Genomic DNA, 25,309 nt, shown 5'->3' with positions numbered 1-25,309 from the left:
TCTCGACGCGCCTGGATTTTGCCACAACGCGCCTAAACATTTCATGCCAACTGCACTTTCCGTTCCGGCCCATTGCGTGAAGAATCACGCGCCAGACGGCAGTTTGTAGTGGCACGAAGCATTTACGAGGTAATTGCGCACCCACTGCAGCCAACCGTTTGGTGGCACAGAAAAAGCGCAGCAATAAATAATCTTAGCACGACGGCGTGGCCCCGCCGAGCGCTGCCGGCCCGCCGCGGGCGTTACCTCGCCCACTATTGCCGGGCTCCGCCGTCGTGCTTAAAAGCAGTTGGGCCCGCCGCCACAAGTGGCAACGGGCCCAACGCTTCAGTTCACAAGTCCAGCCGTGGGGCGGGAATGCTTACTTGGCCTTCTCAACGATCTCAACCAGGCGGAAGCGCTTGGTTGCGGAGAGCGGGCGGGTCTCGGAGATGATGACCAGGTCGCCGATGCCGGCGCTGTTCTCTTCATCGTGAGCCTTGTACTTCTTGTTGCGGCGCAGGACCTTGCCGTAAAGAGCGTGCTTTACGCGGTCTTCAACCTCAACAACGATGGTCTTGTCCATCTTGTCGGAGACAACGTAGCCACGGAGCTTCTTGCGCTCGTTGCGTACTGTCGTCTCAGCGCCAGTTTCGGTGTTGTTTACAGAATCGCTCACTTGGCGTCCTCCTCAGATGTTTCAGCCTTCTTGGAGGCCTTCTTGGCTTCCTTGTCAGCCTTCTTGGAGGCCTTCTCCACGGGTGCAGCGGCAACCACGTCCGGGCGAATGCCCAGCTCGCGTTCGCGCAGCACCGTGTAGATGCGGGCGATGTCGCGCTTTACAACGCGCAGACGGCCGTGGCTTTCCAGCTGGCCGGTGGCCGACTGGAAGCGCAGGTTGAACAGTTCTTCCTTAGCCTTGCGGAGTTCTTCAACAAGACGTGCATTGTCAAACCCGTCAAGCTGTGCAGGGGCAAGTTCCTTGGAACCAACTGACATCTCTACTCACCACCTTCGCGACGCACAATGCGTGCTTTCAACGGCAGCTTGTGGATTGCCAGGCGCAGGGCCTCGCGTGCTACCTCTTCTGATACACCGGAGAGTTCAAAGAGAACACGGCCCGGCTTGACGTTTGCGATCCACCACTCGGGTGAACCCTTACCGGAACCCATGCGGGTTTCGGCCGGCTTCTTCGTCAAGGGACGGTCAGGGTAGATGTTGATCCACACCTTACCGCCACGCTTGATGTGACGGGTCATGGCGATACGAGCGGACTCGATCTGGCGGTTGGTCACGTATGCCGGGGAGAGGGCCTGAATGCCCCACTCGCCGAACGATACCGTGGTGCCGCCCGTTGCCTGGCCCGAGCGGCCGGGGTGGTGCTGCTTACGGTGCTTTACTCGACGTGGGATAAGCATTTACGCTTCTCCTCCTTCTACTGCCGGAGCTGCAACCTCTGCAGCTACAGGAGCTTCAACCGGGGCAGCTGCCTCGGTGCGCTCGTTGCGGTCGTTGCGACGTCCGCCACCGCGAGGGCCGCGGTTTCCGCGGTCATCGCCGTCACGGCGCGGGCCACGGCCACGGGCAGGAGCAGCAGCTGCCTGGGCAGCCAGTTCCTTGCTCGTGACATCGCCCTTGTAGATCCAGACCTTGACACCAATGCGGCCAAACACGGTCTTGGCTTCGAAGAAGCCGTAATCGATGTTGGCGCGCAGGGTGTGCAGGGGCACACGACCTTCACGGTAGAACTCGGTGCGCGACATTTCAGCGCCACCCAGGCGACCGGCGCAAGCGACACGGATGCCCTTGACGCTGCCGGTGCGCTGTGCGGACTGCATGGCCTTCTTCATTGCGCGGCGGAATGCCACACGTGAAGTCAGCTGCTCGGCGATGCCCTGGGCAACGAGCTGAGCATCAGCTTCCGGGTTCTTGACTTCCAGGATGTTGAGCTGGACCTGCTTGCCGGTGAGCTTCTCGAGCTCGCCGCGGATGCGGTCTGCTTCGGCTCCACGGCGGCCGATCACGATGCCCGGACGTGCCGTGTGGATGTCCACACGAACACGGTCGCGGGTGCGCTCGATTTCAACCTTGGAGATACCGGCGCGGTCCATGCCCGTGGACATGAGTGCGCGGATCTGGATGTCTTCTTTTACGAAGTCCTTGTAACGCTGGCCCGGCTTGTTGCTGTCCGCGAACCAGTGTGAACGGTGATCCGTGGTGATCCCGAGACGGAATCCGTGCGGGTTTACTTTCTGTCCCACTTAGCGAACCTCCTCTTTCTCGGGTGTAGCGACAACCACGGTGACGTGGCTGGTGCGCTTCTTGATCTGGAATGCACGGCCCTGTGCCCGCGGCTGGAACCGCTTCATGGTGGGGCCTTCATCGACGAAGATCTCGCTGATGTACAGATCATTTTCGTTGAACGCGATGCTGTCGCGATCTGCCAGAACGCGGGCGTTAGCCACTGCGGACTGGACTACCTTGAATACCGGCTCAGAAGCGCCCTGGGGGGCAAACTTCAGAATCGCCAATGCCTCATTCGCCTGCTTGCCACGAATCAGGTTGACGACGCGCCGGGCCTTCATAGGCGTTACGCGCAGATGACGCGCACTTGCCTTGGCTTCCATTGCTATCTCTCTCTCGTCTTAGCCGTAAAGTCAAGCGCCTTAGCGGCGCTTGCCCTTACGGTCGTCCTTGACATGGCCGCGGAATGTCCGCGTGGGGGCGAATTCGCCGAGCTTGTGCCCGACCATCGACTCGGTAACAAACACGGGGATGTGCTTGCGACCGTCATGCACGGCAATCGTGTGACCCAACATATCGGGCACGATCATCGAGCGGCGGGACCAGGTCTTAATTACGTTCTTGGTGCCCTTTTCGTTCTCCCGAGCTACCTTGACAAAGAGGTGCTGGTCAACGAAAGGACCCTTCTTCAGGCTACGTGGCATGTCTCCAGGCTCCTATCGCTTGTTCTTGCCAGAACGGCGGCGACGAACAATCAGCTTGTCGCTCTCTTTGTTGGGACGGCGGGTGCGGCCTTCGCGCTTACCGTTCGGGTTGACCGGGTGACGTCCACCGGAGGTCTTGCCTTCACCACCACCATGCGGGTGATCAACAGGGTTCATGACAACACCGCGGACGGTCGGGCGAACGCCCTTCCAGCGCATGCGGCCAGCCTTGCCCCAGTTGATGTTGGACTGCTCAGCGTTGCCAACTTCGCCGACGGTCGCGCGGCAGCGCGCATCGACGTTGCGGATTTCGCCGGAGGGCAGACGCAGCTGGGCGAACTTGCCTTCCTTGGCGACGAGCTGAACCGAAGCACCAGCTGAACGGGCCATCTTGGCACCGCCGCCGGGACGCAGCTCCACAGCGTGGATAACAGTACCCACGGGGATGTTGCGCAACGGCAGGTTGTTGCCAGGCTTGATGTCAGCTGCGGGGCCGGCTTCTACGAAGTCGCCCTGCTTGAGCTTGTTGGGGGCAATGATGTAGCGCTTGGTGCCATCAACGTAGTGCAGGAGGGCAATGCGCGCCGTGCGGTTGGGATCGTACTCGATCTCAGCTACGCGGGCGTTGACGCCATCCTTGTCGTGGCGACGGAAGTCAATCAGGCGGTACTGGCGCTTGTGGCCACCACCCTTGTGACGCGTCGTGATACGACCGGTGTTGTTGCGGCCGCCCTTCTTGGGCAGGGGACGGACCAGAGACTTCTCCGGAGTCGACCGCGTGATTTCTGCGAAGTCGGCAACGCTCGAGCCACGACGGCCCGGGGTTGTCGGCTTGTATTTACGGATTGCCATAGTTTATTTCCTCGTTAAAGTGGTCTCCGCTTATGAAAGCGGACCGCCGAAGATGTCGATCGTGCCTTCGCGCAGGGAGACAATGGCGCGCTTGGTGTTCTTGCGCTGTCCCCAGCCGAAACGGGTGCGCTTGCGCTTACCGGCACGGTTGATGGTGTTGATCGAGTCGACCTTGACGGAGAAGATTTTCTCCACGGCCAGCTTGATCTCGGTCTTGTTGGAGCGGGGGTCAACCAGGAAGGTGTACTTGCCTTCGTCGATCAAGCCGTAGCTCTTTTCCGAGACGACCGGTGCAAGCACTACGTCGCGCGGATCCTTGATGGTAACGGCGCTCACTTGCCGTCCTCCTTAATGGTCTGGGCAGCTTCGCCGCCGGCGGGAACAAAGCCTGCGGCCTTGGCGTCCTCTACCGTTGCAAACCAAACTTCGGCCTCAGTGGCCTCGTACCAGCGTGAACCAGGCACGTGGTACTTCATGGAGTCCTTGTTGCCCTTGATGGAGCCTTCGGCACCTGCAGCAGCGGTTTCGGCAACGACGACTTCTTCAACAACCAGGAGGCTGGAAGCGAAAGCTTCAGCAGCGGCACGGCCGGAGACGAAGATCTCGTAGGCTGCCTGGGTGAAAATGATGTCGTCGGAGATCAGTACGTCATAGGTGTTGAGCTGGTCAACGTAGATGACGTGCAGGTTCTCGATGTTGCGAACGCTCAGTGCGGCAACGTCGTTGGCGCGCTCGATGACAACCAAAACGCTCTTGCGTGAGGTGACAGCGGCGAGGGTGGCCTTTGCAGCCTTGGTGGACGGCGTGGAGCCGGCAACCAGTTCAGCAATGACGTGGATGCGGCCGTTGCGTGCACGGTCAGACAGGGCGCCGCGCAGTGCAGCAGCCTTCATCTTCTTGGGCGTGCGCTGGCTGTAGTCACGAGGGGTCGGACCGTGGACAACGCCACCGCCGGTCATGTGAGGGGCGCGGATGGAACCCTGACGGGCGCGGCCGGTGCCCTTCTGTGCGAACGGCTTGCGGCCGGCACCGGATACTTCGGCGCGGGTCTTGGTCTTGTGCGTGCCCTGGCGGGCAGCAGCGAGCTGTGCAACGACAACCTGGTGCAGCAAGGGCACGTTGGTCTGTACGTCGAAGATCTCTGCAGGCAGGTCAACTTTTACAGTAGCCATTTACTTATGCTCCCTTCACGGCGGTGCGTACCAGGACGACCGAGCCGCGGGCGCCGGGGACGGCACCCTTGATCAGCAGCAGCGACTTCTCGGCGTCAACACCGTGGACCGTCAGGTTCACGGTGGTTACGCGCTCGGCACCCATACGGCCTGCCATGCGCATACCCTTGAAAACGCGGCCAGGGGTGGACGCGCCACCGATGGAACCGGGCTTGCGGTGGTTCTTGTGAGCACCGTGCGAAGCCGGGGCGCCGTGGAAGCCGTGACGCTTCATGACACCGGCGAAGCCCTTACCCTTTGAAGTGCCGACGACGTCGACCTTCTGGCCGGCTTCGAAGATCTCAACGGAGAGCTCCTGGCCGAGGGTGTAGCTGTCAGCGTCTGCAGTGCGCAGCTCGACGACGTGGCGGCGGGGGGTGACACCAGCCTTCTCGAAGTGGCCAGCCAGGGGCTTGGTCACCTTGCGAGGATCGATCTGGCCGTAGCCGATCTGAACGGCGGTGTAGCCATCAACCTCTGCGTTGCGCAGCTGGGTGATGACATTGGAATCGGCCTGGACAACAGTTACGGGAACAAGCAGGTTGTTCTCGTCCCAGACCTGGGTCATGCCGAGCTTCGTGCCCAGGATGCCCTTAGTGTTTCGGGTCGCGGTCATAGTTTCTCAGCACCTCCCTACAGTTTGATTTCGATGTTCACGTCGGCCGGCAGGTCGAGACGCATGAGCGAATCAACTGCCTTGGGCGTGGGATCAATGATGTCGATCAGACGCTTGTGCGTGCGCATTTCAAAGTGCTCGCGGCTGTCCTTGTACTTGTGAGGTGAACGAATTACGCAGTAAATGTTCTTCTCGGTGGGCAGCGGCACGGGGCCGACTACCGTTGCGCCTGCGCGCGTGACCGTCTCAACGATCTTCCGAGCTGAAACATCAATGACCTCGTGGTCATATGACTTCAGCCGGATGCGGATTTTTTGTCCCGCCATGGCGTCGTGACTCTCTTTCCTGTAACGAAGCACCCTGTAGGAGCGATGCTGTTGACGTAAACGCTGTTTACTTTTCCTGTTCAAATGTGGCACTCACAGCCACGCTCCCAATGAACTGAATCCGGATATTTCCGGGTTCCTCAATCCATCGAAGCTCCGACCCCCGCGGTCGGGCGTGTCGCGATAAATCACGCACGTACCCGCTCCATTTTTGGAAGGTTGGGTTATGTTTGGGCTTTAGCTTGGACCCTGCATCGAGCATTATCTCGACCGGGACACGAAAAAGCACTTGAACAACTCAATAAGTATGCCGGATTCCACCCCTGATTACCAATCCCCCTCCATGTGGCCTTGCCAACAGGGCGCCCCAATGTGCCGCGGCGGCGGCACTCGGCACCCCTCTTGACGGTCGTGAGAAGCTTTTGTGGTGAGCAAAGTCACTGGACCGAACGGGGTGTCCACTCCCCCGGCAACTCAATCGTTGGCCGCAGTTCCCACCGTTCGGGTGGGCGGGCGCTGGATCTTCTTCTTCGCACTGAGCTGGTTTGGCGTATGGATTGCCCAGCTGACGCCTGTGCAGCTGCTGCTTCCGCTCCAAGTCGAAAAGTACCTCAACACCACCGACTGGGTTCAAAACGTCCTGGGGTTCGGTTACATTTCGGGCGTCGCCGGCCTCTTTGCACTCGTTGCCTACCCGCTCACCGGAGCCCTCTCCGACCGCACCACATCGCGCTTCGGCCGCCGTCGCCCATGGATTGCCGCAGGCACGGCCGGATTCGCCGCATCGTTGGTGGTCCTGGGCCTGCAAACCTCGCTGCTGGGGATCGGCATCTGCTGGGTCGCCGCCAGCACCTTCTTCTGCGTCCTGACGGCAGCCCTCACGGCAGCGATCTCCGACCAGGTCCCCGTGAACCAGCGCGGCTACGTGTCCGGCTGGATCTCGGCCCCGCAGGCCATCGGCATCATTGCGGGGCTGGTGCTTGTGACAACCCTGGGCCTGAGCACCTTTGGCGGATATGCGCTCATGGCCGGGCTTCTCGTGGTCCTGGGGCTGCCGTTCCTGTTGCTGATTCCCGACGCCGTGCTGCCGCCGGGTGTGGTTCCGCCCCTCACCTGGCGGTCATTGCTCGAGGGCCTGTGGATCAGCCCGCGCAAGTTCCCCGATTTCGGCTGGACCCTGCTGAGCCGCATCTTGGTCAACCTGGGCAACGCCTTCGGCACCAGCCTGCTGCTCTATTTCCTCATGTACGGGCTGCAGGTGCCCAACGCCGAGGACTCGCTGATCCTGCTGACCCTGGTGTACATGGTGTTTGTCATCATCGCCTCGCTGTGGCTGGGCCGGCTTTCCGACAAGCTGGGCCGCCGCCGCGCCTTCGTTTTTGGCGCCTCCGTGCTGCAGGCCGCCGCTGCCCTGATCTTGGCCTTCATCCCCACCATGGGTGCCGCGACCGTCGGTGCCGCGCTGCTGGGCCTGGGCTACGGCTGCTTCCTTTCCGTTGACCAGGCACTGGCCACCGAAGTTCTCCCAGACCAGCTCTCCCGCGGCAAGGACCTGGGGATCATGAACATCGCCCTGACCGTGCCCCAGGCGTTCGCGCCCATGCTGGGCGCGCTCCTGGTCAGCGCCGTGGGCGGCTTCACGCTGCTGTTTCTGGTGTCCGGGGCGACGGCGCTGGCCGGCGCCCTCGCGGTGGCCCAGGTCAAGGGCGTGCGGTAGCTGGCCGCCCCTGCATCACCGTCCGGGGCCACGGCCCCAACCCTCGAACACTGTCCGGGCAGCTGGCCCCCATTGGCAGCCGCCGATCGAATACCAATGGTGCGCGAAAGTTGCCGTGGGCCCGGTTGCCCTAGTCCCTTAGATTCGGACGATCTCCGGTGGACCCTCCGAGACTACACCGGCGGTGGCGGGGGATCCTGGGACGGTGCACCTGGATGCTGCGGAGGCAGGTTTTGTGGCTGTGCGGGCATGGCCCACTGGCGCGGACCCGCCATGGGCGCCGGCTGTTGCTGTGCTCCTGGCTGCGGGGCCTGGGCTTGGGGCCCTGCTTGGGGCACAGGAAGCGGGGATGCCGGAACATCCTGTGGCTTCTTGCGGTTGAGCCGCCAGATCACCAGGCCGATCAGTCCCAGGGCCAGCAGCGCGAGCAGAATGTACGTGTAGCCGCGCAGATACCAGATGACGGCCGTCGCAACACCCACGGCTCCCCAGATGGTGAAGACCCGTTCGTCGAGCGTCATGCCCACGGCCAGCAGCGCCGCGAAGACCAACAGGGACACGAGCTGCTGGACGGTGTCTCCGCTGGCAATGGTCAGGATTCCGCCGACGCTGGCTGCGGCTGCCGCCGCCATGAGCAGTCGCTTGCCGGAAACACCGAGCCTGGCCCTGTAGCGGCGGACAGCAAGGCCGGCCAGGGCGAGTGCGCACCACTGGACAAACCAGTACACGCCCAGGTCCACGTAGCGGCTGCATGCCCAGTACCAGACCAGTGCACAGGCCAGCACGCCACCATCCATAGCGATTCCCCTGTACCGGGCAGGGGCCTCTACGCAGGCCAATGCGGCCACAGCCGTGAACGCCGCTGCTCCCCAGAAGACCGTGTGGTCGTCGAGCATGGCCCATACGGCAAACAACGCGCCACCGCCCAGGGCCACGCCAGCCAGCACCCTGCACTGCAGAAATGGCTGCGCGACACGGCCCACGAGGAACAACCGCACCAGGTACAGGGCACCAACCACCACCACGAACCCCACAAGGCTCGCGTAGCCGTCGTGCGCCACGGCGTCCAGCACCTGGATGCGGAACAAGAACGCCGACAGCAGCACCATGAGCGAACCCGGCAACGTCAGGCGCGGCACCTTGACAACATGCGCGGCTGCGAGGAACGCCGCACCCGCCACCAGCCACACGGAGCCAAAGACGGCCGCCGGCGCATCCCTGTCCACAACGACAGCGGTGGCAAGGAAGCTGCCGCCCGCCACCAGCCAGTACCAGCGCATCTCCGGCTCAGCCGGTACGTGCACGCACCGCCATGCAATGACGGCGAGTGACAGGCCCAGCAGAATCAGGGCCGTGGTTCCCGGCAGCAGCACTGGTGCGATGACGGCGGCCCCGCCGGCAACGGCGAGGATTGCCAGGTAGGACGCCCCGCGCTGCCCCATCCACAACTGCGCCGCCACGGCCGACCCGGCCAGCGCAACAAGCTCCACGGCAACCACCCACCGCAGGGCCTGCCCGCCGGGGACAAAGCCCCCTCCCATCGAGGCATAAGTGACCGGCAGCAACACCTGGGCCCCCAGGACCAGCCACAACGCGACCTTCAGCAGTCCCGGCTCCCCCACAGCGGCTTGCAGCCGCCCGGGCCGGGCTGCCAGCCGGGACAGCGCCAGCTGAAGCAGAAGGACCCCGCACAGCGCCAGTGAATTGAGCTCAGGGCTGGCGCTCAGTTCGCGGACCACGGCAATGGCCAGCAGCGTCACGGCCGCCCGGGAAATCAGGAAGTGCATGGCCCGCAGCAGTCCGCCCTCCGCCTTGGCCGCCAGCCACGCCGAGCTGGCGGACAGGACCGCCAGCACCACCGCGGCCAGCGGTCGGTCGGCCCACTGGAACAGCGACACCAATGCGAGGGCGCCGGGCGCAGCCCAAGATGCCAGCACCATGCCGGAGCTGCCCAGTGTTCCACAAATGGCGAGGGCGGCAATGGCGAGTGCCGCCAGGACAACGGCGGCCCTCGCCGTCCAAAGCCCGGATTCCGGCGCCAGAATCCCGGGCACCGCCACAAAGGCAGCGGCCGCCAGCGTCACGGCAACATCCACTGACAAGCCCGGAACAGCCCAACGGCGCACCGAGGCGACGGCAAGGACCACCAGCTGCGGCACCAGCGCCAACAGCAGGACCGACCCGACGCCCATTGTGGAACCGAGCAGGACCGTGGCTGGGTCGTGCCCGTGCCACAGTGTGAAAAGTGCCGCCACGAGCAGAAGGGATGCGGCACGGGCCGCCCACCAGTACACCCACCGGTGAAGGAAGCCTTCCTGGCCGCGCAGCATGACGCCGGCGACCACCAGATAGCCAAAAACAATTCCCCACGACGTGCTGCTGCCGCCAGCCCCAAAAACAGCCCCCGTGCACAGCGCACCAGTGGCCAGGTACGCAGGTGCCACCGCTTCTGCGCGCGACCATCCCCGGACGCGGTGCAGCTTCGAGAGGGAGTAGGCTGCCGTCGCAAGCCCCATGGCCGCCGCCGACACCAGGAACTCCATGCGCAGCAGCGCAGGCGGGGCCGCGCCGGGATGGCCCTGGGCGCCCGTGCCAAGGAGGGCAAAGTTGGCCGGGTCCGCATACGCACCGGCGAGCAGCACGACCAGCACCGTGCCAGCCGCCGCCCAGCTGGCCGCCGAGTACTTTGTGGCGACATTGGCGGCCCCCAACCTGCCGAGCAGGGTGTCGGCCAGAAGCTGCAGCGCAGCAACGACGCCCATGGCTGCGACGACGAAGTGTGCCTTGCCCGGCTCCGGCGGCAGCGCTTGGACCAGGGTGGAGGCAACAAAGGCCGTGGCCAGCACCCGCGCCGCAACGAGCATGGCATGGCCCACGGCCGTGTTTCGGGCGAGCATGTGCCGCAGGACGCAGTAGGCCGTGCCAAGTGCGGTCAGCACCATCGCATCCAGTGCCGACAATGCCGGTGCCCACACGACAGCCAACGCCGCCAATGGAAGCGGCAGCCACTCCCCCTTGGGCAGCAGGGCCGGAACCATGGCCATGGTGGCGGCCAGCCCCACAGCCAGTCCCAGGCTGGCAAACGCGGACCCGTTCTCTGCGCGGCCCAGGGTCCAGGCCAGCGCGACTGCCGACAGAAGCCAGGCCGAAGCCGTGACATCCCATTCAACCCACCGCCCGGATCGCAGGAACGCCGACAGGTGCCGGCGCCGGTGGGCAACGGCGAGGGCCTGCACAGCCAGGACAACCGTGAAGGCGCCAGCCCACCCGGCCAGGTCGGGTTGGACGAGCCAGCCCAGGAATGGAGCAGCCAGCGTCAGCGAGAGCCTGAGTCCCAAATAGTTCCAGCGGCGCAATACCGGGGCGCACAGGGCGGTCATGGCGGCGTAATAGATGGTGCCTGCCACCAGGACCAACAGGTGGTCGGCTGCGTTGAGCGAGAGTGAAAAGACCAGCGAACCGGCCAGGCCGACGGGGGCAAACCACGGCCCCAGGTCCGACAGCGGCTTGGCGTAGAGACTGTCGCCGCCTTCCTGCCGGCGCAGCAGGTGTCCAGCCAGCGACAGCAGTGCCGAGACCACGATGAGCGCGGCGAAGTACCAGGCGAGTGCAGCGCCCAGCACGGCAACAGACGACCATGCCGTGGACAGGACGAAGGCCAGCGACAAGTACACCACGAGCCGGCTGTGCAGCCTGAGTGCCGCGACAATGTAGGCTGCCGTGCCAATCAGGGACGTGGCAAACCACACGGCAGGCGCATCGGGGAAGCCAAGGTTGTACGTGGCCAGTCCGGCGAAGGGAATGATGGCAAGGGCTGTGCCGGTGAAGGCAACGGCAGCCTGCCTGAGCCTTGCAACACGGCTGTGCAGCACCAGGCCCGTGGCGTAGAACAGTCCGGTGGCAAGCCAAACGCCGCCGAGCCGGACAGGAACCGGCTGGCTGCTGCCAATGAACAGGGCTGCGGCTGCCACCATAAGCAGGCTCGCCACGTACAGGGTGATGTTGATGTTCTGGGACTCCCGCCGGGCCTTCCTGGCAGCCAGGGCTTCGGGGTCCGGATACACCGTCCCTGGAAGGTAGGGCCCCGGTCCAGCCTGGTGCGCTGCCGGCCCGGCAGCCATGGCATGCGGCGGGACAGGAGCCGTCCCCGTTTGCGGGGCAGGCATCGCAGGCGGCAGGTCTGGAACCGTCCCGGCTGGCGGTGGGGAGGGAGTCCCGGCGTGCACTCCGGAAAACCGTGGCGGAGGGGCGCTCCAGGGAGTGCCCGCCGACAGTCGCTGCACAGGTTGCGACATGATGTTGGGCGGGTTTCCCGTCGCGGGTGGCCGGGCATCCGTGCCGGGCTGCATTTGCTGCCTCTCACGGGTTTCCGGGCGGGACGGGGCGGCGGGCCCCGCATGGGGTCCGGCACTCCCTGCAGGCTGTTGCTCCATGGCGGCCTGTGCGGCCTGGGCGTCACGCCATCCTGCAAGGTGCCCGTCAAGGTACCCCTTGCCGTAGGCATCCTGAAGTGCGTCGGCACCCGGCGCTCCAGACCGCTCCGGGGTCCCCCAGTGCTGGCTCATGCGAATCCCCCTCCAGTTGGTGTACTCATCTTAGGGCCGGCAATTATGTCTGCCCTTCAGATGGGGCAACTTATCCACAGGCCGGCGTCACATTCGCTGTGCCGGTCCGTATGCCGCAGCCCTCCGTTTTCAGGGCCCGCAAATCTCCTGCCGATCCAGCCCCAGCCGGGCATCGCCGTCGTGCGCGGCATGCGCTGCCGCCAGGCCAGGCATTAGCCCAGGGGCTTTCCAGCCCGGAGTCTGCGGACGGAGCGGACCAGGCTGACGGATCCGCCGATTGCGGCGGCGGCACCCATGGCCATGATGGCCAGCCCAAGGTAGTTGGGGAAGCTCCAGCCGGTGCTGGCCAGAGCCGGGATTTCGCTGGAAAGTTCAACGGCGGGGCTCTCACCCAGGCGGTAAAGCACCGGCTGTCCGACGATTTCGTTCTTTGTGGGGAAGTCGCTGAACCACCCGGCGGTGGAATCGACCGGCGGCGTGAAGTGGGGGAAATGGTCCGTTTGCATCGTGTGCTGGCTGCCGTCGGTTCCCGTGAAGGTGAGCTCAACGTGCGAGGCATGCCACTGACGGCTGGACCCACGGCCCACGTTGACCTTGGCATCGTTTACAATCCCGGGCAGGCCCGAGGATTGCAGTTCCTGGGCCGTGCTGGCATCGCTGTTTCCGGCACGGAACGTGGAGTAGCCGAACAGCAGCAGCATCGCCGCGAACAGCAGAATGACGATCGATGCCGTCCGCAGGGTTGTGGCGGGCAGGGCAGGGCGGGGTTGCGTCATACAACTACCCTAGCGGCGTCCATAGTTCGTACCATGGGTAGTGCTGCCCATCGGCAAATGGGCGCCTGTCACTTACGCTTTCCGTAAGCTCACGTGACACGCATGCCAAGAAACAACCCTGCCACCGGTGATGGCCGGCACCTGAAGAACGGATAGACATGAACGAAGGAATGCTCGGTGCCAACCCGGAGCAGCTGAAGGATCTCGCGAAGCTCTTGAGCGAGTCCTCAGGAAAGCTCGACTTTGCCGCCACCAACCTCCACCCCACCATTACCAACGCACGGTGGGGCGGTCCCGACGCTGAACGATTCCGCCACGACTGGAATGCCCGGATGCGCCCGCAGCTGCGCACTGTGAGCGGCCTGCTGGTGGACGCCTCGAAGCTGGTGAATGCCCAGGCCGTGGAGCAGGAGAAGGCCTCAGCCGCCAACGATACCGGCGGAGGCGGACCGCAAATCTTGGGGCCCGGCACCGGCGGGACTAAGCCGGAGCTGCCCTTCTGCCCGGCCAAAGACCCCAACCAGGAAATCCTGGAGGACATGAACAACCGCTCGGCCGAGGAAGTCCAGGCATGGTGGAACAGCCTCAGCGAAGATGAACAGGCGGCCCTGCTCGCCGGCACGGACGACAACGATGTGCCCAACCTGGTCTACCTGGCGCAGCTTGAGGACAAGCTGCCCGAGGACGTGCAGAAGCTCGTCCACGCGATGGCCATCAAGAGCGGGCTCGGCACGATTCCGATCTACACCATCACCGACAAGGTGGGTGTTGACGGCCAGGTCGCCTGGGTGCACGGAGGCGCCCACCTGCAGAGCGTCATCACCCAAAACGCCGACGGCTCCGTGACCTTGAAGGTTAGCGGCGACGTGGGAGGCGGAGTCAACACGCCCAGCACCAAGGCCGGTGTAGATGCGACGATGACCGGTGAGCTCAGCAAGAGCTACACCTTCGACAGCATTGAGGACGCCATGGCGGCCCGGGAGCAAATGCTCAACGACCTGCCGCCGGATACCTTTGGCCGCGCTGCCGATGCCATCAAGAACCCCGGCGAGTACATCGAAGGAACCCTCGACGGTGCCGCAGACGACAACGGCTCGTCCCACCAATCCATGAGCGCCAAGGGCACCGTCTCGCTCGGTGCCCACGGAGGCCTGACAAAGGACGCCGAAGCATCGGCGAAGCTGGAACTCGCCTACGAGAGGAACCTGGACACCCAGGAATCAACCGCCAGCGCCGCCTTGAGTTTCGACGGCTCCCTGGACATGGGTGAGGGCTTGAAGTTCGGCGGCAGCGGTGAAGGCGCGTTCACGCTCAACATGGATCCCGAAGGCGACCTCAGCAAGCTGACAATTGACCTGAAGGGCACCGTGGACAGCTCCGTCGGTTTCCAGGACAACCCCAACCCCGTGGACCCCTTCACAGGGAAACTGCCGGAAGGGGTTCCCAGCGAAGGCCCCAGCGCATCCTCAACCGTGGGCGTCCAAGGCACGGCACGGCTTGAATTGTATGTAACCCCAGACAACAAGCAGCTCGTGGAAAGCTACCTGGGCAACGTCGCCACCGGAAACAACGCGGCGGCGGCAGTTGACATGGTCAAAATCATGGACGCCTCGGCGGTGACCCTCCAGGCCAACTCCGTCGCATCATCCGAGACCAACCTCGTTGACTTTGACTCGGGCGTTGCCAGCGTAAAGATTGGCGGATCCAATGAAGTCATCATCAATGGCGGGACCCTCTACAAGACCCCCTACGCAAACGGCTTCGAGACAGTGACCGGGGTACAGGGGCCGAGCCGCCCGGAAGTACAGCAGTAAGCCGTGAGCACGCCGACCAACGACCTTGAAAGGCCCACACCTTGAGCACGAAATTCACCACAGACCTTGGCTTTGAGATCACCCTGCCCGACGGCGCCGCCCCCGTTGAGGAATCCAGTGCAGGGCCGCAAAGCCGCCAATTCAGCCTCGCAGACGCGAGCATAGTGTCCGTCGTGCGCGACGATGCCGCCGCCGCCAGCCTGGCAGACGCCATCGGATGGACCGAGCAGATGGCTGAACACTATGTGGCTTCCTTTGGTGCCGCCGAAGAAATGCAGGGTGCCATCCAGAGCCCCGGAAAGCAGGCCTTCGCCTACAGCGTGGCCTTCTCCGACAACGAAAAATGGCCCCGCCGAGCCACGCTCATTGGCACGCTGCTCGATGGCGGGGCGTTCATCGGCATCACCCTGCTGACCACCAACCTTGGCCAGCCGTTGGATGTGCAGCTGGTCCAGTCGCTCGTGGACGGCCTGGCCGTCACCGAATAGCGGGTCCGTCTCCCGGCCGGCCGGCAACCAAAGGCGCCGGCCTGCCGGGAGGCGGGCTGCGCCGTCGTGCCTGGCATTGAAGAAACAATTTAAAACCAGAAGGGCCCCAGCCGAAGCTGGGGCCCTTCCTTTTAGAAAATCAAGAAAGTCTAAAGACTACTTGAGGATCTTGGTGACACGACCTGAACCAACGGTGCGGCCGCCTTCGCGGATAGCGAAGCCGAGGCCCTCTTCCATGGCGATCGGCTGGATCAGCACGACTGACATTTCGGTGTTGTCGCCAGGCATGACCATTTCCGTGCCCTCGGGCAGGGTGATGACGCCGGTAACATCCGTGGTGCGGAAGTAGAACTGCGGGCGGTAGTTGGAGTAGAACGGGTTGTGACGCCCGCCTTCGTCCTTGGCCAGGATGTAGACGTTGGCTTCGAAATCGGTGTGCGGGGTGATGGAACCCGGCTTCACGATAACCTGGCCACGCTCTACGTCTTCGCGCTTGATGCCGCGGAGCAGCAGGCCACAGTTCTCGCCGGCCCATGCCTCGTCGAGCTGCTTGTGGAACATTTCGATACCGGTAACCGTGGTCTTCTGGACCGGGCGGATACCAACGATTTCAACTTCAGAGTTGATCTGAAGCGTGCCACGCTCGGCGCGGCCCGTAACAACGGTGCCACGGCCGGTGATGGTGAAGACGTCTTCAACCGGCATCAGGAACGGCTTGTCCTTGTCGCGGATCGGGTCCGGAACGTTGTTGTCAACGGCTTCCATCAGGTCCTCAACGGACTTGACCCATACGGGGTCGCCTTCCAGGGCCTTCAGGCCGGAAACGCGGACAACAGGTGCCTCGTCGCCGTCGAAGCCCTGTGAGGACAGGAGTTCGCGAACTTCCATTTCGACCAGGTCGAGGAGTTCTTCGTCATCAACCATGTCGGACTTGTTCAGTGCGACCAGCAGGTAGGGAACGCCAACCTGGCGGGCCAGCAGAACGTGCTCGCGGGTCTGGGCCATCGGGCCGTCAGTCGCAGCAACCACCAGGATAGCGCCGTCCATCTGGGCAGCACCGGTGATCATGTTCTTGATGTAGTCAGCGTGACCGGGGGCGTCTACGTGTGCGTAGTGGCGCTTCTCGGTCTGGTACTCAACGTGCGAGATGTTGATCGTGATACCGCGCTGCTTCTCCTCGGGAGCCGAGTCGATAGTCGCGAAGTCACGTGCTTCGTTGAGATCGGGGTACTTGTCGTACAGTACCTTGGAAATGGCAGCCGTCAACGTGGTCTTACCATGGTCAACGTGACCAATGGTACCGATGTTAACGTGCGGCTTAGTCCGCTCGAACTTTGCCTTCGCCACGGGGTCCTCCTAGAACGTTTTCAGATGACTTACTCTCAGCGGCGCTGTTCGCTGCTGAAATCCAAAGTAAGTCTACTGGGGGCTTTTGATATTTAAGAAATTTCGTGCAACCAAGTGTGCGGGCCTGCCTGGGGCCTGCCCGCACACCGGGCAATTTTGCGACTATTCGCCGCGGGCCTTCTGGATGATTTCGTCGGCGACTGCCTTCGGAACCTCAGAGTAGCTGTCAAACTTCATCGAGTAAACTGCGCGACCCTGGGTCTTGGAACGCAGGTCACCGATGTAACCGAACATGCCGGACAGGGGAACCAGGGCCTTGATGACCTTGACACCGCTTGCGTCCTCCATGGACTGCATCTGGCCGCGACGTGAGTTGATGTCACCGATAACTTCACCCATGTATTCCTCAGGGGTGCGGACTTCAACTTCCATCAGCGGTTCGAGCAGAACCGGGTTGGCCAACCGAGCGGCTTCCTTGAACGCCATGCGACCGGCGATCTTGAAGGCCATTTCGGAGGAGTCAACATCGTGGGACGCGCCGTCAAGCAGCGTGGCCTTGATGCCGACCATCGGGTAGCCGGCCAGCACGCCGTCAGGCAGTGCGGACTGGATGCCCTGGTCAACGCTGGGGATGTACTCGCGGGGAACACGGCCACCAGTGACCTTGTTGTCGAACGCGTACATTTCGCCGTCGTGCGTATCCAGCGGCTCAATGGCAATCTGGATCTTGGCGAACTGGCCGGAACCACCGGTCTGCTTCTTGTGCGTGTAGTCATGCTTGGCTACGCCGCGCTTGATGGTTTCACGGTATGCAACCTGCGGCTTGCCAACGTTGGCTTCAACGTTGAATTCGCGGCGCATGCGGTCAACCAGAACATCCAGGTGGAGCTCGCCCATGCCGCCGATTTCGGTCTGGCCGGTGTCTTCGTTGAGGTTGACGGTGAACGTCGGGTCCTCAGCGGAGAGCTTCTGGATAGCGGTGGACAGCTTCTCCTGGTCACCCTTGGTCTTCGGCTCGATGGCGACGAAGATCACGGGATCGGGGAAGGTCATCGATTCGAGAACGATCGGGTTTGCCGGATCACACAAGGTGTCACCGGTGGTGGTGTCCTTGAGGCCGATAACGGCGTAGATGTGACCTGCGTGGATTTCATCCACCGGCATTTCCTTGTTGGCGTGCATCTGGAAGAGCTTGCCGATGCGCTCCTTCTTCTGCTTCGTGGAGTTCAGCAGCTGCGTACCGGACGTTGCCGTTCCGGAGTACACGCGGATGAAGTTCAACTGGCCGAAGAACGGGTGTGCGGCGATCTTGAAGGACAGCGCCGAGAACGGTGCATCCTCGCTGGGCTCACGGGTGAGCTCAACTTCTTCGTCACGGGGATCGTGGCCAACCATGGCGCCAACGTCCAGCGGGTTCGGCAGGTACTCGATGACAGCATCGAGCATGGGCTGAACGCCGCGGTTCTTGAAGGCGGAGCCACAGAACACGGGGTAGATTTCCGAGTTCACGGTCAGCTTGCGGATGCCAGCCTTGAGTTCCTCGATGGAAGGCTCTTCGCCCTCGAGGTACTTCTCCATGAGCTCTTCGGAGGACTCTGCAACGGCCTCAACGAGGGCTGCGCGGTACTCTTCAGCCTTTTCCTGCAGATCCGCGGGGATCTCCTGGACTTCGTAGTTGGCGCCCATGGTGACATCACCCTTGGAGTCGCCGGCCCAGACGAATGCCTTCATGGTGAGCAGGTCGACAACGCCGACGAACTCGCTCTCGGCACCGATGGGAAGCTGCATGACCAACGGCTTGGCACCCAAGCGGTTGATGATGGTGTCAACGGTGAAGTAGAAGTCAGCGCCGAGCTTGTCCATCTTGTTGACGAAGCAGATGCGCGGAACGTTGTACTTGTCAGCCTGACGCCAAACAGTCTCAGACTGCGGCTCCACGCCTTCCTTGCCGTCAAAAACAGCAACGGCGCCGTCGAGCACGCGAAGCGAGCGCTCAACCTCGACCGTGAAGTCAACGTGGCCAGGGGTGTCAATGATGTTGATCTGGTTGTTGTTCCAGAAACAGGTCACGGCGGCGCTCGTGATGGTGATGCCGCGTTCCTTTTCCTGTTCCATCCAGTCAGTCGTCGAAGCACCATCGTGCGTTTCGCCGAGCTTGTGGTTCACACCCGTGTAGAACAGGATGCGCTCAGTTGTAGTGGTCTTGCCAGCATCAATGTGGGCCATGATGCCGATGTTGCGGACCTTGTTAAGGTCTGTAAGCACGTCCTGTGCCACGGTTTCTCCCTTATCTAGAGATGAGCTGGAAGGATGCCGGCGGGGTTGCCGCCGACATCCTCATGGCTCTAGTTACCAGCGGTAATGTGCGAAGGCCTTGTTGGACTCTGCCATCTTGTGGGTATCTTCGCGACGCTTGACAGCGGCACCAAGGCCGTTGGAGGCATCCAGAACTTCGTTGCGCAGACGCTCGGTCATGGTCTTCTCGCGGCGAGCCTTCGAGTAACCAACCAACCAGCGCAGGGCAAGTGCGGTCTGACGACCCGGCTTGACCTCAACCGGAACCTGGTAGGTGGCGCCACCAACACGGCGGGACTTGACCTCAAGGCTCGGCTTGATGTTCTCCATGGCCTTCTTCAAGGCAACTACGGGATCAGCACCGGTCTTCTCACGAACACCCTCGAGTGCACCGTAAACGATGCGCTCTGCGGTGGACTTCTTGCCGTCAACGAGAACCTTGTTGATCAGCTGAGTGACCAGGGGGGAGCCGTATACGGGATCTACTACTAGCGGCCGCTTGGGGGCCGGACCCTTGCGAGGCATATTACTTCTTCTCCATCTTTGCACCGTAGCGGCTGCGAGCCTGCTTGCGGTTCTTAACGCCCTGGGTATCCAATGCGCCGCGGACAATCTTGTAACGAACACCGGGAAGGTCCTTAACACGGCCTCCGCGGACGAGCACGATGGAGTGCTCCTGGAGGTTGTGGCCTACACCGGGGATGTAAGCGGTAACTTCCACGCCGCCGTTGAGGCGCACACGTGCGACCTTACGCAGAGCCGAGTTCGGCTTCTTCGGGGTGGTGGTGTAAACGCGCGTGCAAACGCCGCGACGCATGGGGCTGCCCTTCAGTGCGGGAGCCTTGGTCTTGGTGACCTTGGGTGTCCGGCCCTTTCGGACCAGCTGGTTAATCGTAGGCACTTTCGTGTTCTCCGTTGTTTTCTCGAGAGTCTTCTCGTGTTGCCTGCCCCGCCCGGCACACGCGGTGCCCAACGGGAAAAGCTGTTTACTGGTAGTCGCAGACTCGGCGACTTCACAGCGCCTAGGCATGCAAAAATGTGGCATTCGCTGTACAAGAACCGTACAACCCGGACCCGCATCCACTTTCATCGACTAAACGAGGAAAATTGACACTCTTATCCACTGCCACACTAACAATTACTAACTACGTTACCACGGGTTAGGGGCTGCCTCGAAATCGGCCCCGCTCCCCCGGTGCAGCCGCCCTTGACACTGTGCTGCGCATGGCCCATTGTCAGAAGCACCGGGCAAAGGGGAGGCACGCCATGGCACACGCAGATCTGGTCCTGGAAGGCGGCGGAGTGAAGGCTTCCGCCCTGATCGGAGCCATGGCGGCCCTGGCCGACGCCCCGGACCCGTATGCTTTTCACCGCATTGCCGGGACCTCGGCCGGTGCCATCGTTGCAGGCCTTGTGGCAGCAGGGCATGATGTGGCCAGGGCCAGGAACCTCATGGCGGAGTTGGACTTCACCCGCTTTGAGGACGAGAAAGGGTTTCTTGCCCATGTTCCGGCTCTCGGGCCGCTGGCTGGGCTGCTTTTCCACCAGGGCCTGTATGCCGGCGACTTTCTGCATCATTGGCTGGTGGATTCGCTCGCCGACCGGGGCGTGCACACCTGGGGCGACTTGAAACAGGACGACCCCCGCAGCGCGCTTCCGCCGTCTCAGCGGTACAAGCTTGTGGTGATCGTCTCAGATGTTTCCCGCGGGCTCATGCTGCGGCTGCCATGGGATTACGAAGAGTGGTTGGGCATCGACCCGGACAGCGTCTTGGTGGCTGATGCCATCAGGGCCTCCGCATCCATCCCATTCTTCTTCCGGCCCTGGATCATGGCGGCAAACCCTGCGGTGACAGGCCACGACCACATCGTTTGCGCCGACGGCGGCCTGCTCTCCAACTTCCCCATGTCCATCTTCGACCGGGATGACGGCCGCCCTGCACGCTGGCCCACCATCGGTGTCAAATTGTCGGGAAAGAGCAACATCCGGAGCCAGGACTGGCGCCCGGACAATACCAACCTGCAACTGGCCAAATCCCTGCTTTCCACCATGATGGGCGCCCACGACCGCGCGTATATCAGTGATCCGCAGGCCTCGTCCCGGACTATTTTCGTGGACACCTCCAACTACAGGGCCACAGATTTCCATCTCACTGCCGGCGACAAGGAAGCCATGTATGCCGAGGGCCTCGCCGCAGGCACAAACTTCCTGGCCAGCTGGGATTGGGAACGCTGGCAGGCCGGGGACTACGACAAGAAGGACTGAGCCGACAAATCCTGCAGGCGGTTCCACTGCTGCGACAGGGTTGCGAGGAAACCAGCCATTGCTGCGATGGCGTCAGGGAATAACCGGCCATTGCTGCGAGGGGGTTGTTAACGGACGACGGCGGCTGGTGAGTTCCGTTTGGAACCCACCAACCGCCGTCGAACTTCAGTTGGCTAAATGCTAGCCGGAGAAGTTGGTGCCGAGATCGTAGTCATCCAGGGGGATGGCACGGAACTCGTTGCCGAGGTCTCCCACGCCGCCCACGTAGTCGAAGTCGCTGAACGCGCTCGGACCGGTGAACAGGTTGGCCTTGGCTTCTTCCGTGGGCTCCACCGTTACATTGGTGTAGCGCGGAAGGCCGGTGCCGGCGGGGATCAGCTTACCGATGATCACGTTCTCCTTCAGACCCAGCAGCGGGTCCGACTTGCCTTCCATGGCCGCCTGCGTCAGAACGCGGGTGGTCTCCTGGAAGGATGCGGCGGAGAGCCATGATTCGGTGGCCAAGGAAGCCTTGGTGATACCCATCAGCTCGTTACGGCCCGATGCCGGCTTCTTGCCCTCGGACACGACGCGACGGTTTTCCGTCTCGAAGCGGCCGCGCTCGGCGAGCTCGCCGGGCAGCAGGTTTGAATCGCCGGACTCAATGACAGTGACGCGACGCAGCATCTGGCGGACGATAACCTCGACGTGCTTGTCGTGGATACCCACACCCTGGCTGCGGTAAACGCCCTGAACTTCCTCAACGAGGTGCTTCTGAGCGGCGCGCGGGCCGAGGATACGCAGAACCTGCTTGGGGTCAACAGCACCCACAATGAGCTTCTGGCCAACTTCAACGTGCTCGCCGTCAGCAACCTGCAGGCGGGCGCGTCGCAGAACCGGGTAAGCGATCTCTTCCGTGCCGTCGTCCGGGGTCAGGATCAAACGCATGGTCTTCTCGGACTCATCAATGTTGATGCGGCCGGCAGCTTCTGCGATCGGAGCCACACCCTTGGGGGTACGTGCTTCGAAGAGCTCCTGGATACGGGGCAGACCCTGGGTGATGTCCTCGCCACGGCTGGCGGAAACAGCACCACCGGTGTGGAAGGTACGCATGGTCAGCTGCGTGCCGGGCTCACCAATGGACTGTGCAGCAATAATGCCCACGGCCTCACCGATGTCCACGGTCTTGCCGGTGGCCAGTGAACGGCCGTAGCAAAGTGCACAGGTTCCAACGGTTGACTCACAAGTGAGGACCGAGCGGACCTTGATCTCTTCGATGCCTGCTGCGAACAGCTTGGCAATGAGGACATCGCCAACATCGTCGCCGGCTTCAGCCAGAACGGTGCCTGATGCGTCCACAACTTCAGCGGCCAAGGTACGAGCGTAAACGCTGTTCTCAACCTCTTCGTGCAGGACGATCTCGCCGGAGTCCGTGACCACTGCGATGGGCAGGGTCAGGCCGCGCTCGGTGCCACAGTCGTCTTCACGAACAATGACATCCTGTGAGACGTCCACAAGGCGGCGGGTCAGGTAACCGGAGTTTGCCGTACGGAGGGCCGTATCGGCCAGACCCTTACGAGCACCGTGCGTGGCGATGAAGTATTCCAGAACCGACAGGCCCTCACGGTAGGAGGACTTGATGGGACGGGGGATAATTTCACCCTTCGGGTTGGCCACCAGGCCGCGGATACCCGCAATCTGGCGAACCTGCATCCAGTTACCACGTGCACCGGAAGAAACCATCCGGTTAATGGTGTTGGATGCGGCGAAGGAGGCGCGCATGACATCGGCGATCTCGTTGGTTGCCTGGTTCCAGATGTCGATGAGCTCCTGGCGGCGCTCGTCGTCAGCAATCAAGCCCTTGTCGTACTGGGCCTGGACCTTGGCGGCCTTGACTTCGTAGCCCTCCAGGATGGCGGGCTTCTCGGCAGGGACCTCAATGTCGGAGATGGCAACGGTGATGCCTGAGCGGGTTGCCCAGTAGAAACCGGCATCCTTCAGGTTGTCCAGCGTTGCTGCCACAACGACCTTGGGGTAGCGCTCGGCGAGGTCGTTGACGATCTCCGAGAGCTGGCCCTTGTCTGCAACTGCTTCAACCCAGGGGTAGTCGGCAGGCAGGGTGTCGTTGAAGAGCACCTGGCCCAGTGAGGTGTCGATGATGGCGGAATCGCCAGCCTCGTAGCCTTCCGGACCGGGACGCTCTGCACCGGGCACGAAGTTGTCCAAGCGGATCTTGACCTGTGAGTTCAAGTGCAGCTCACCGGCGTCGAACGCCATGACAGCCTCAGCCGGGGTGGAGAACACACGGCCCTCACCCACCGAACCTTCACGCTTGGTGGTCAGGTGGTACAGGCCGATGATCATATCCTGCGAAGGCAGGGTGACCGGGCGGCCGTCGGACGGCTTCAGGATGTTGTTCGAGGACAGCATCAGGATGCGTGCCTCAGCCTGGGCCTCGGGGCTCAGCGGCAGGTGAACTGCCATCTGGTCACCGTCGAAGTCAGCGTTGAAGGCGCCACAAACCAGCGGGTGAAGCTGGATGGCCTTGCCTTCAACAAGCTGCGGCTCGAACGCCTGGATGCCCAAGCGGTGCAGGGTAGGTGCACGGTTCAGCAGCACAGGGTGCTCGGTGATGATCTCTTCAAGAACATCCCAAACCTGCGGGCGGAAACGCTCAACCATGCGCTTGGCGCTCTTGATGTTCTGAGCGTGGTTGAGGTCAACCAGGCGCTTCATCACGAACGGCTTGAAGAGCTCCAGGGCCATCTGCTTGGGCAGGCCGCACTGGTGCAGCTTCAGCTGCGGACCGACAACAATGACCGAACGGCCGGAGTAGTCGACACGCTTGCCGAGGAGGTTCTGGCGGAATCGACCCTGCTTGCCCTTGAGCATGTCAGAGAGCGACTTCAGCGGGCGGTTGCCCGGCCCGGTGACCGGGCGGCCGCGGCGGCCGTTGTCGAACAGCGAGTCCACAGCTTCCTGCAGCATGCGCTTTTCGTTGTTGACGATGATCTCCGGAGCACCCAGGTCAAGCAGGCGCTTGAGACGGTTGTTGCGGTTGATCACGCGGCGGTAGAGGTCGTTCAGGTCCGAGGTGGCGAAACGGCCACCGTCGAGCTGAACCATGGGGCGCAGTTCCGGCGGGATCACCGGGACGGCATCCAGAACCATGCCAAGCGGGCTGTTGTTGGTGGTCAGGAACGCGTTGACAACCTTCAGGCGCTTGAGTGCACGAGTCTTGCGCTGGCCCTTGCCGTTGGCAATGATGTCGCGCAGGATCTCGGCTTCGCCGGCCATGTCGAAGGTCTCGAGACGGCTCTTGATGGCTTCGGCACCCATGGCACCTTCGAAGAACATGCCGTAACGGTCACGCAGTTCGCGGTACAGGGCTTCGTCGCCTTCAAGGTCGGCGACCTTGAGTGACTTGAAACGGTCCCAGACCTGCTCGAGGCGGTCGATGTCGGCGTCGGCACGCTTGCGCACGTTCGCCATCTGGCGGTCGGCGGAGTCGCGGGCCTTCTTCTTGTCGGCAGCCTTGGCACCTTCGCCCTCGAGACGGGCAAGCTCGCCCTCGAGGTCGCGGGCGATCGTGGCGATGTCGGAGTCGCGGGTGTCCACCATCTGCTTCTTTTCCAGGTCATGCTCGATCTGGAGGTTCGGCAGTTCTTCGTGGCGGGCGTCCGCGTCAACGCTGGTGATCATGTAGGCGGCGAAGTAGATGACCTTTTCGAGGTCCTTCGGCGCCAGGTCCAGCAGGTAGCCCAAGCGCGAGGGGACGCCCTTGAAGTACCAGATGTGGGTTACGGGAGCAGCAAGCTCGATGTGGCCCATGCGCTCGCGGCGCACCTTGGCGCGGGTGACTTCAACGCCACAACGCTCACAGATGATGCCCTTGAAGCGCACGCGCTTGTACTTGCCGCAGTAGCATTCCCAGTCGCGGGACGGGCCGAAGATCTTCTCGCAGAAGAGTCCGTCTTTTTCCGGCTTGAGCGTGCGGTAGTTGATAGTTTCCGGCTTCTTGACTTCGCCGTGCGACCAATCGCGGATGTCTTCCGCGGTGGCCAGGCCAATTTGCATGAGGCCGAAGGAGGATTCGCTGGACATATGGGTCCTGTTCTCTCTATTTCTCTA

At 62.6% G+C, this 25,309-nt stretch carries 22 protein-coding genes and 1 pseudogene; 4 read left to right on the top strand and 19 right to left on the bottom strand.

Features of this window, described 5'->3' with window-relative positions; translation table 11 throughout:
• Window positions 1–361: 361 nt before the first annotated feature.
• The 12 genes and pseudogenes from rpsQ to rpsJ form a co-directional block, all read right to left on the bottom strand.
• Window positions 362–658, bottom strand: coding sequence for a 30S ribosomal protein S17 (gene rpsQ, locus JOF48_RS10670; protein WP_209680517.1), 297 nt, complete (start codon window positions 656–658; stop codon window positions 362–364).
• Window positions 655–978: a 50S ribosomal protein L29 gene (rpmC, locus tag JOF48_RS10665; RefSeq protein ID WP_203312230.1), complete on the bottom strand. Its 324-nt coding sequence runs from the start codon at window positions 976–978 to the stop codon at window positions 655–657. The genes rpsQ and rpmC overlap by 4 nt, the downstream gene beginning before the upstream one ends.
• Before the next feature lie 2 nt (window positions 979–980).
• The gene (gene rplP / locus JOF48_RS10660) at window positions 981–1,397 is read right to left on the bottom strand and encodes a 50S ribosomal protein L16 (RefSeq protein WP_038464683.1); all 417 of its coding nucleotides are present in this window, start codon (window positions 1,395–1,397) and stop codon (window positions 981–983) included.
• Complete coding sequence (rpsC, locus tag JOF48_RS10655; RefSeq protein ID WP_203312229.1) at window positions 1,398–2,240, bottom strand: 30S ribosomal protein S3; 843 nt, start codon at window positions 2,238–2,240, stop codon at window positions 1,398–1,400.
• Entirely contained in the window at window positions 2,241–2,606 is a 366-nt protein-coding gene (rplV, locus tag JOF48_RS10650; protein ID WP_209680516.1) for a 50S ribosomal protein L22, read from the bottom strand.
• 39 nt (window positions 2,607–2,645) lie between these two features.
• A complete protein-coding gene (rpsS, locus tag JOF48_RS10645; protein WP_018773666.1) occupies window positions 2,646–2,927 on the bottom strand; it encodes a 30S ribosomal protein S19 in 282 nt (93 codons plus the stop codon).
• Between the two features lie 12 nt (window positions 2,928–2,939).
• Window positions 2,940–3,779 carry a 50S ribosomal protein L2 gene (gene rplB, locus JOF48_RS10640; RefSeq protein WP_209680514.1) on the bottom strand — a complete coding sequence of 280 codons (840 nt, stop codon included), beginning with the start codon at window positions 3,777–3,779 and terminating at the stop codon, window positions 2,940–2,942.
• A 30-nt stretch (window positions 3,780–3,809) separates the two neighbouring features.
• Window positions 3,810–4,115: a 50S ribosomal protein L23 gene (gene rplW / locus JOF48_RS10635; RefSeq protein ID WP_209680512.1), complete on the bottom strand. Its 306-nt coding sequence runs from the start codon at window positions 4,113–4,115 to the stop codon at window positions 3,810–3,812.
• Window positions 4,112–4,276: a sunset domain-containing protein gene (locus JOF48_RS20235; RefSeq protein WP_483414901.1), complete on the bottom strand. Its 165-nt coding sequence runs from the start codon at window positions 4,274–4,276 to the stop codon at window positions 4,112–4,114. The genes rplW and JOF48_RS20235 overlap by 4 nt, the downstream gene beginning before the upstream one ends.
• Before the next feature lie 21 nt (window positions 4,277–4,297).
• Window positions 4,298–4,951 (bottom strand): annotated as a pseudogene (gene rplD / locus JOF48_RS10630) (50S ribosomal protein L4); the annotation flags it as partial.
• A 4-nt stretch (window positions 4,952–4,955) separates the two neighbouring features.
• Window positions 4,956–5,606: a 50S ribosomal protein L3 gene (gene rplC / locus JOF48_RS10625; RefSeq protein ID WP_209680508.1), complete on the bottom strand. Its 651-nt coding sequence runs from the start codon at window positions 5,604–5,606 to the stop codon at window positions 4,956–4,958.
• 17 nt (window positions 5,607–5,623) lie between these two features.
• Complete coding sequence (rpsJ, locus tag JOF48_RS10620) at window positions 5,624–5,932, bottom strand: 30S ribosomal protein S10 (RefSeq protein ID WP_038464699.1); 309 nt, start codon at window positions 5,930–5,932, stop codon at window positions 5,624–5,626.
• A gap of 427 nt (window positions 5,933–6,359) precedes the next feature.
• Between rpsJ and JOF48_RS10615 the strand changes: the two genes are divergently transcribed.
• The gene (locus JOF48_RS10615; RefSeq protein ID WP_342591215.1) at window positions 6,360–7,649 is read left to right on the top strand and encodes an MFS transporter; all 1,290 of its coding nucleotides are present in this window, start codon (window positions 6,360–6,362) and stop codon (window positions 7,647–7,649) included.
• Window positions 7,650–7,822: 173 nt separating this feature from the next.
• Here JOF48_RS10615 and JOF48_RS10610 read toward each other — a convergent pair whose 3' ends face one another.
• Together JOF48_RS10610 and JOF48_RS10605 are read right to left on the bottom strand one after the other, a co-directional pair.
• Window positions 7,823–12,214, bottom strand: a complete 4,392-nt coding sequence (locus JOF48_RS10610; RefSeq protein ID WP_209680506.1) for a hypothetical protein — start codon at window positions 12,212–12,214, stop codon at window positions 7,823–7,825.
• 212 nt (window positions 12,215–12,426) lie between these two features.
• Window positions 12,427–12,990, bottom strand: coding sequence for a hypothetical protein (locus JOF48_RS10605; protein WP_209680503.1), 564 nt, complete (start codon window positions 12,988–12,990; stop codon window positions 12,427–12,429).
• Window positions 12,991–13,148: 158 nt separating this feature from the next.
• Here JOF48_RS10605 and JOF48_RS10600 point away from each other — a divergent pair, with 158 nt between their 5' ends.
• On the top strand, window positions 13,149–14,804 hold the full coding sequence (locus tag JOF48_RS10600; protein WP_209680502.1) for a WXG100 family type VII secretion target: 1,656 nt from the start codon (window positions 13,149–13,151) through the stop codon (window positions 14,802–14,804).
• 41 nt (window positions 14,805–14,845) lie between these two features.
• Window positions 14,846–15,292, top strand: coding sequence for a hypothetical protein (locus tag JOF48_RS10595; RefSeq protein ID WP_209680500.1), 447 nt, complete (start codon window positions 14,846–14,848; stop codon window positions 15,290–15,292).
• A 156-nt stretch (window positions 15,293–15,448) separates the two neighbouring features.
• Here the strand turns inward: JOF48_RS10595 and tuf are convergent, their stop codons facing one another.
• From tuf to rpsL, 4 genes are all read right to left on the bottom strand, one after another.
• Window positions 15,449–16,639 carry an elongation factor Tu gene (gene tuf / locus JOF48_RS10590; RefSeq protein WP_209680492.1) on the bottom strand — a complete coding sequence of 397 codons (1,191 nt, stop codon included), beginning with the start codon at window positions 16,637–16,639 and terminating at the stop codon, window positions 15,449–15,451.
• A 162-nt stretch (window positions 16,640–16,801) separates the two neighbouring features.
• Window positions 16,802–18,916 (bottom strand): elongation factor G, encoded by a 2,115-nt coding sequence (fusA, locus tag JOF48_RS10585; protein WP_209680490.1) that lies wholly within the window; start codon window positions 18,914–18,916, stop codon window positions 16,802–16,804.
• Between the two features lie 72 nt (window positions 18,917–18,988).
• Complete coding sequence (gene rpsG, locus JOF48_RS10580) at window positions 18,989–19,459, bottom strand: 30S ribosomal protein S7 (RefSeq protein WP_038464713.1); 471 nt, start codon at window positions 19,457–19,459, stop codon at window positions 18,989–18,991.
• A 1-nt stretch (window position 19,460) separates the two neighbouring features.
• Window positions 19,461–19,835 (bottom strand): 30S ribosomal protein S12, encoded by a 375-nt coding sequence (gene rpsL / locus JOF48_RS10575; RefSeq protein ID WP_038464715.1) that lies wholly within the window; start codon window positions 19,833–19,835, stop codon window positions 19,461–19,463.
• A gap of 365 nt (window positions 19,836–20,200) precedes the next feature.
• Here rpsL and JOF48_RS10570 point away from each other — a divergent pair, with 365 nt between their 5' ends.
• Window positions 20,201–21,199: a patatin-like phospholipase family protein gene (locus tag JOF48_RS10570; RefSeq protein ID WP_209680488.1), complete on the top strand. Its 999-nt coding sequence runs from the start codon at window positions 20,201–20,203 to the stop codon at window positions 21,197–21,199.
• 180 nt (window positions 21,200–21,379) lie between these two features.
• On the opposite strand, the gene JOF48_RS10565 is transcribed toward JOF48_RS10570, so the two are convergent.
• Window positions 21,380–25,282, bottom strand: coding sequence for a DNA-directed RNA polymerase subunit beta' (locus JOF48_RS10565; protein ID WP_209680486.1), 3,903 nt, complete (start codon window positions 25,280–25,282; stop codon window positions 21,380–21,382).
• Window positions 25,283–25,309: the final 27 nt, after the last annotated feature.

Origin of the sequence: Arthrobacter stackebrandtii, assembly GCF_017876675.1 — a bacterium.
Classification (GTDB): domain Bacteria; phylum Actinomycetota; class Actinomycetes; order Actinomycetales; family Micrococcaceae; genus Specibacter; species Specibacter stackebrandtii.
Note: the sequence above shows the minus strand (reverse complement) of the source record. Positions and strands in the feature narration are given on the sequence as shown.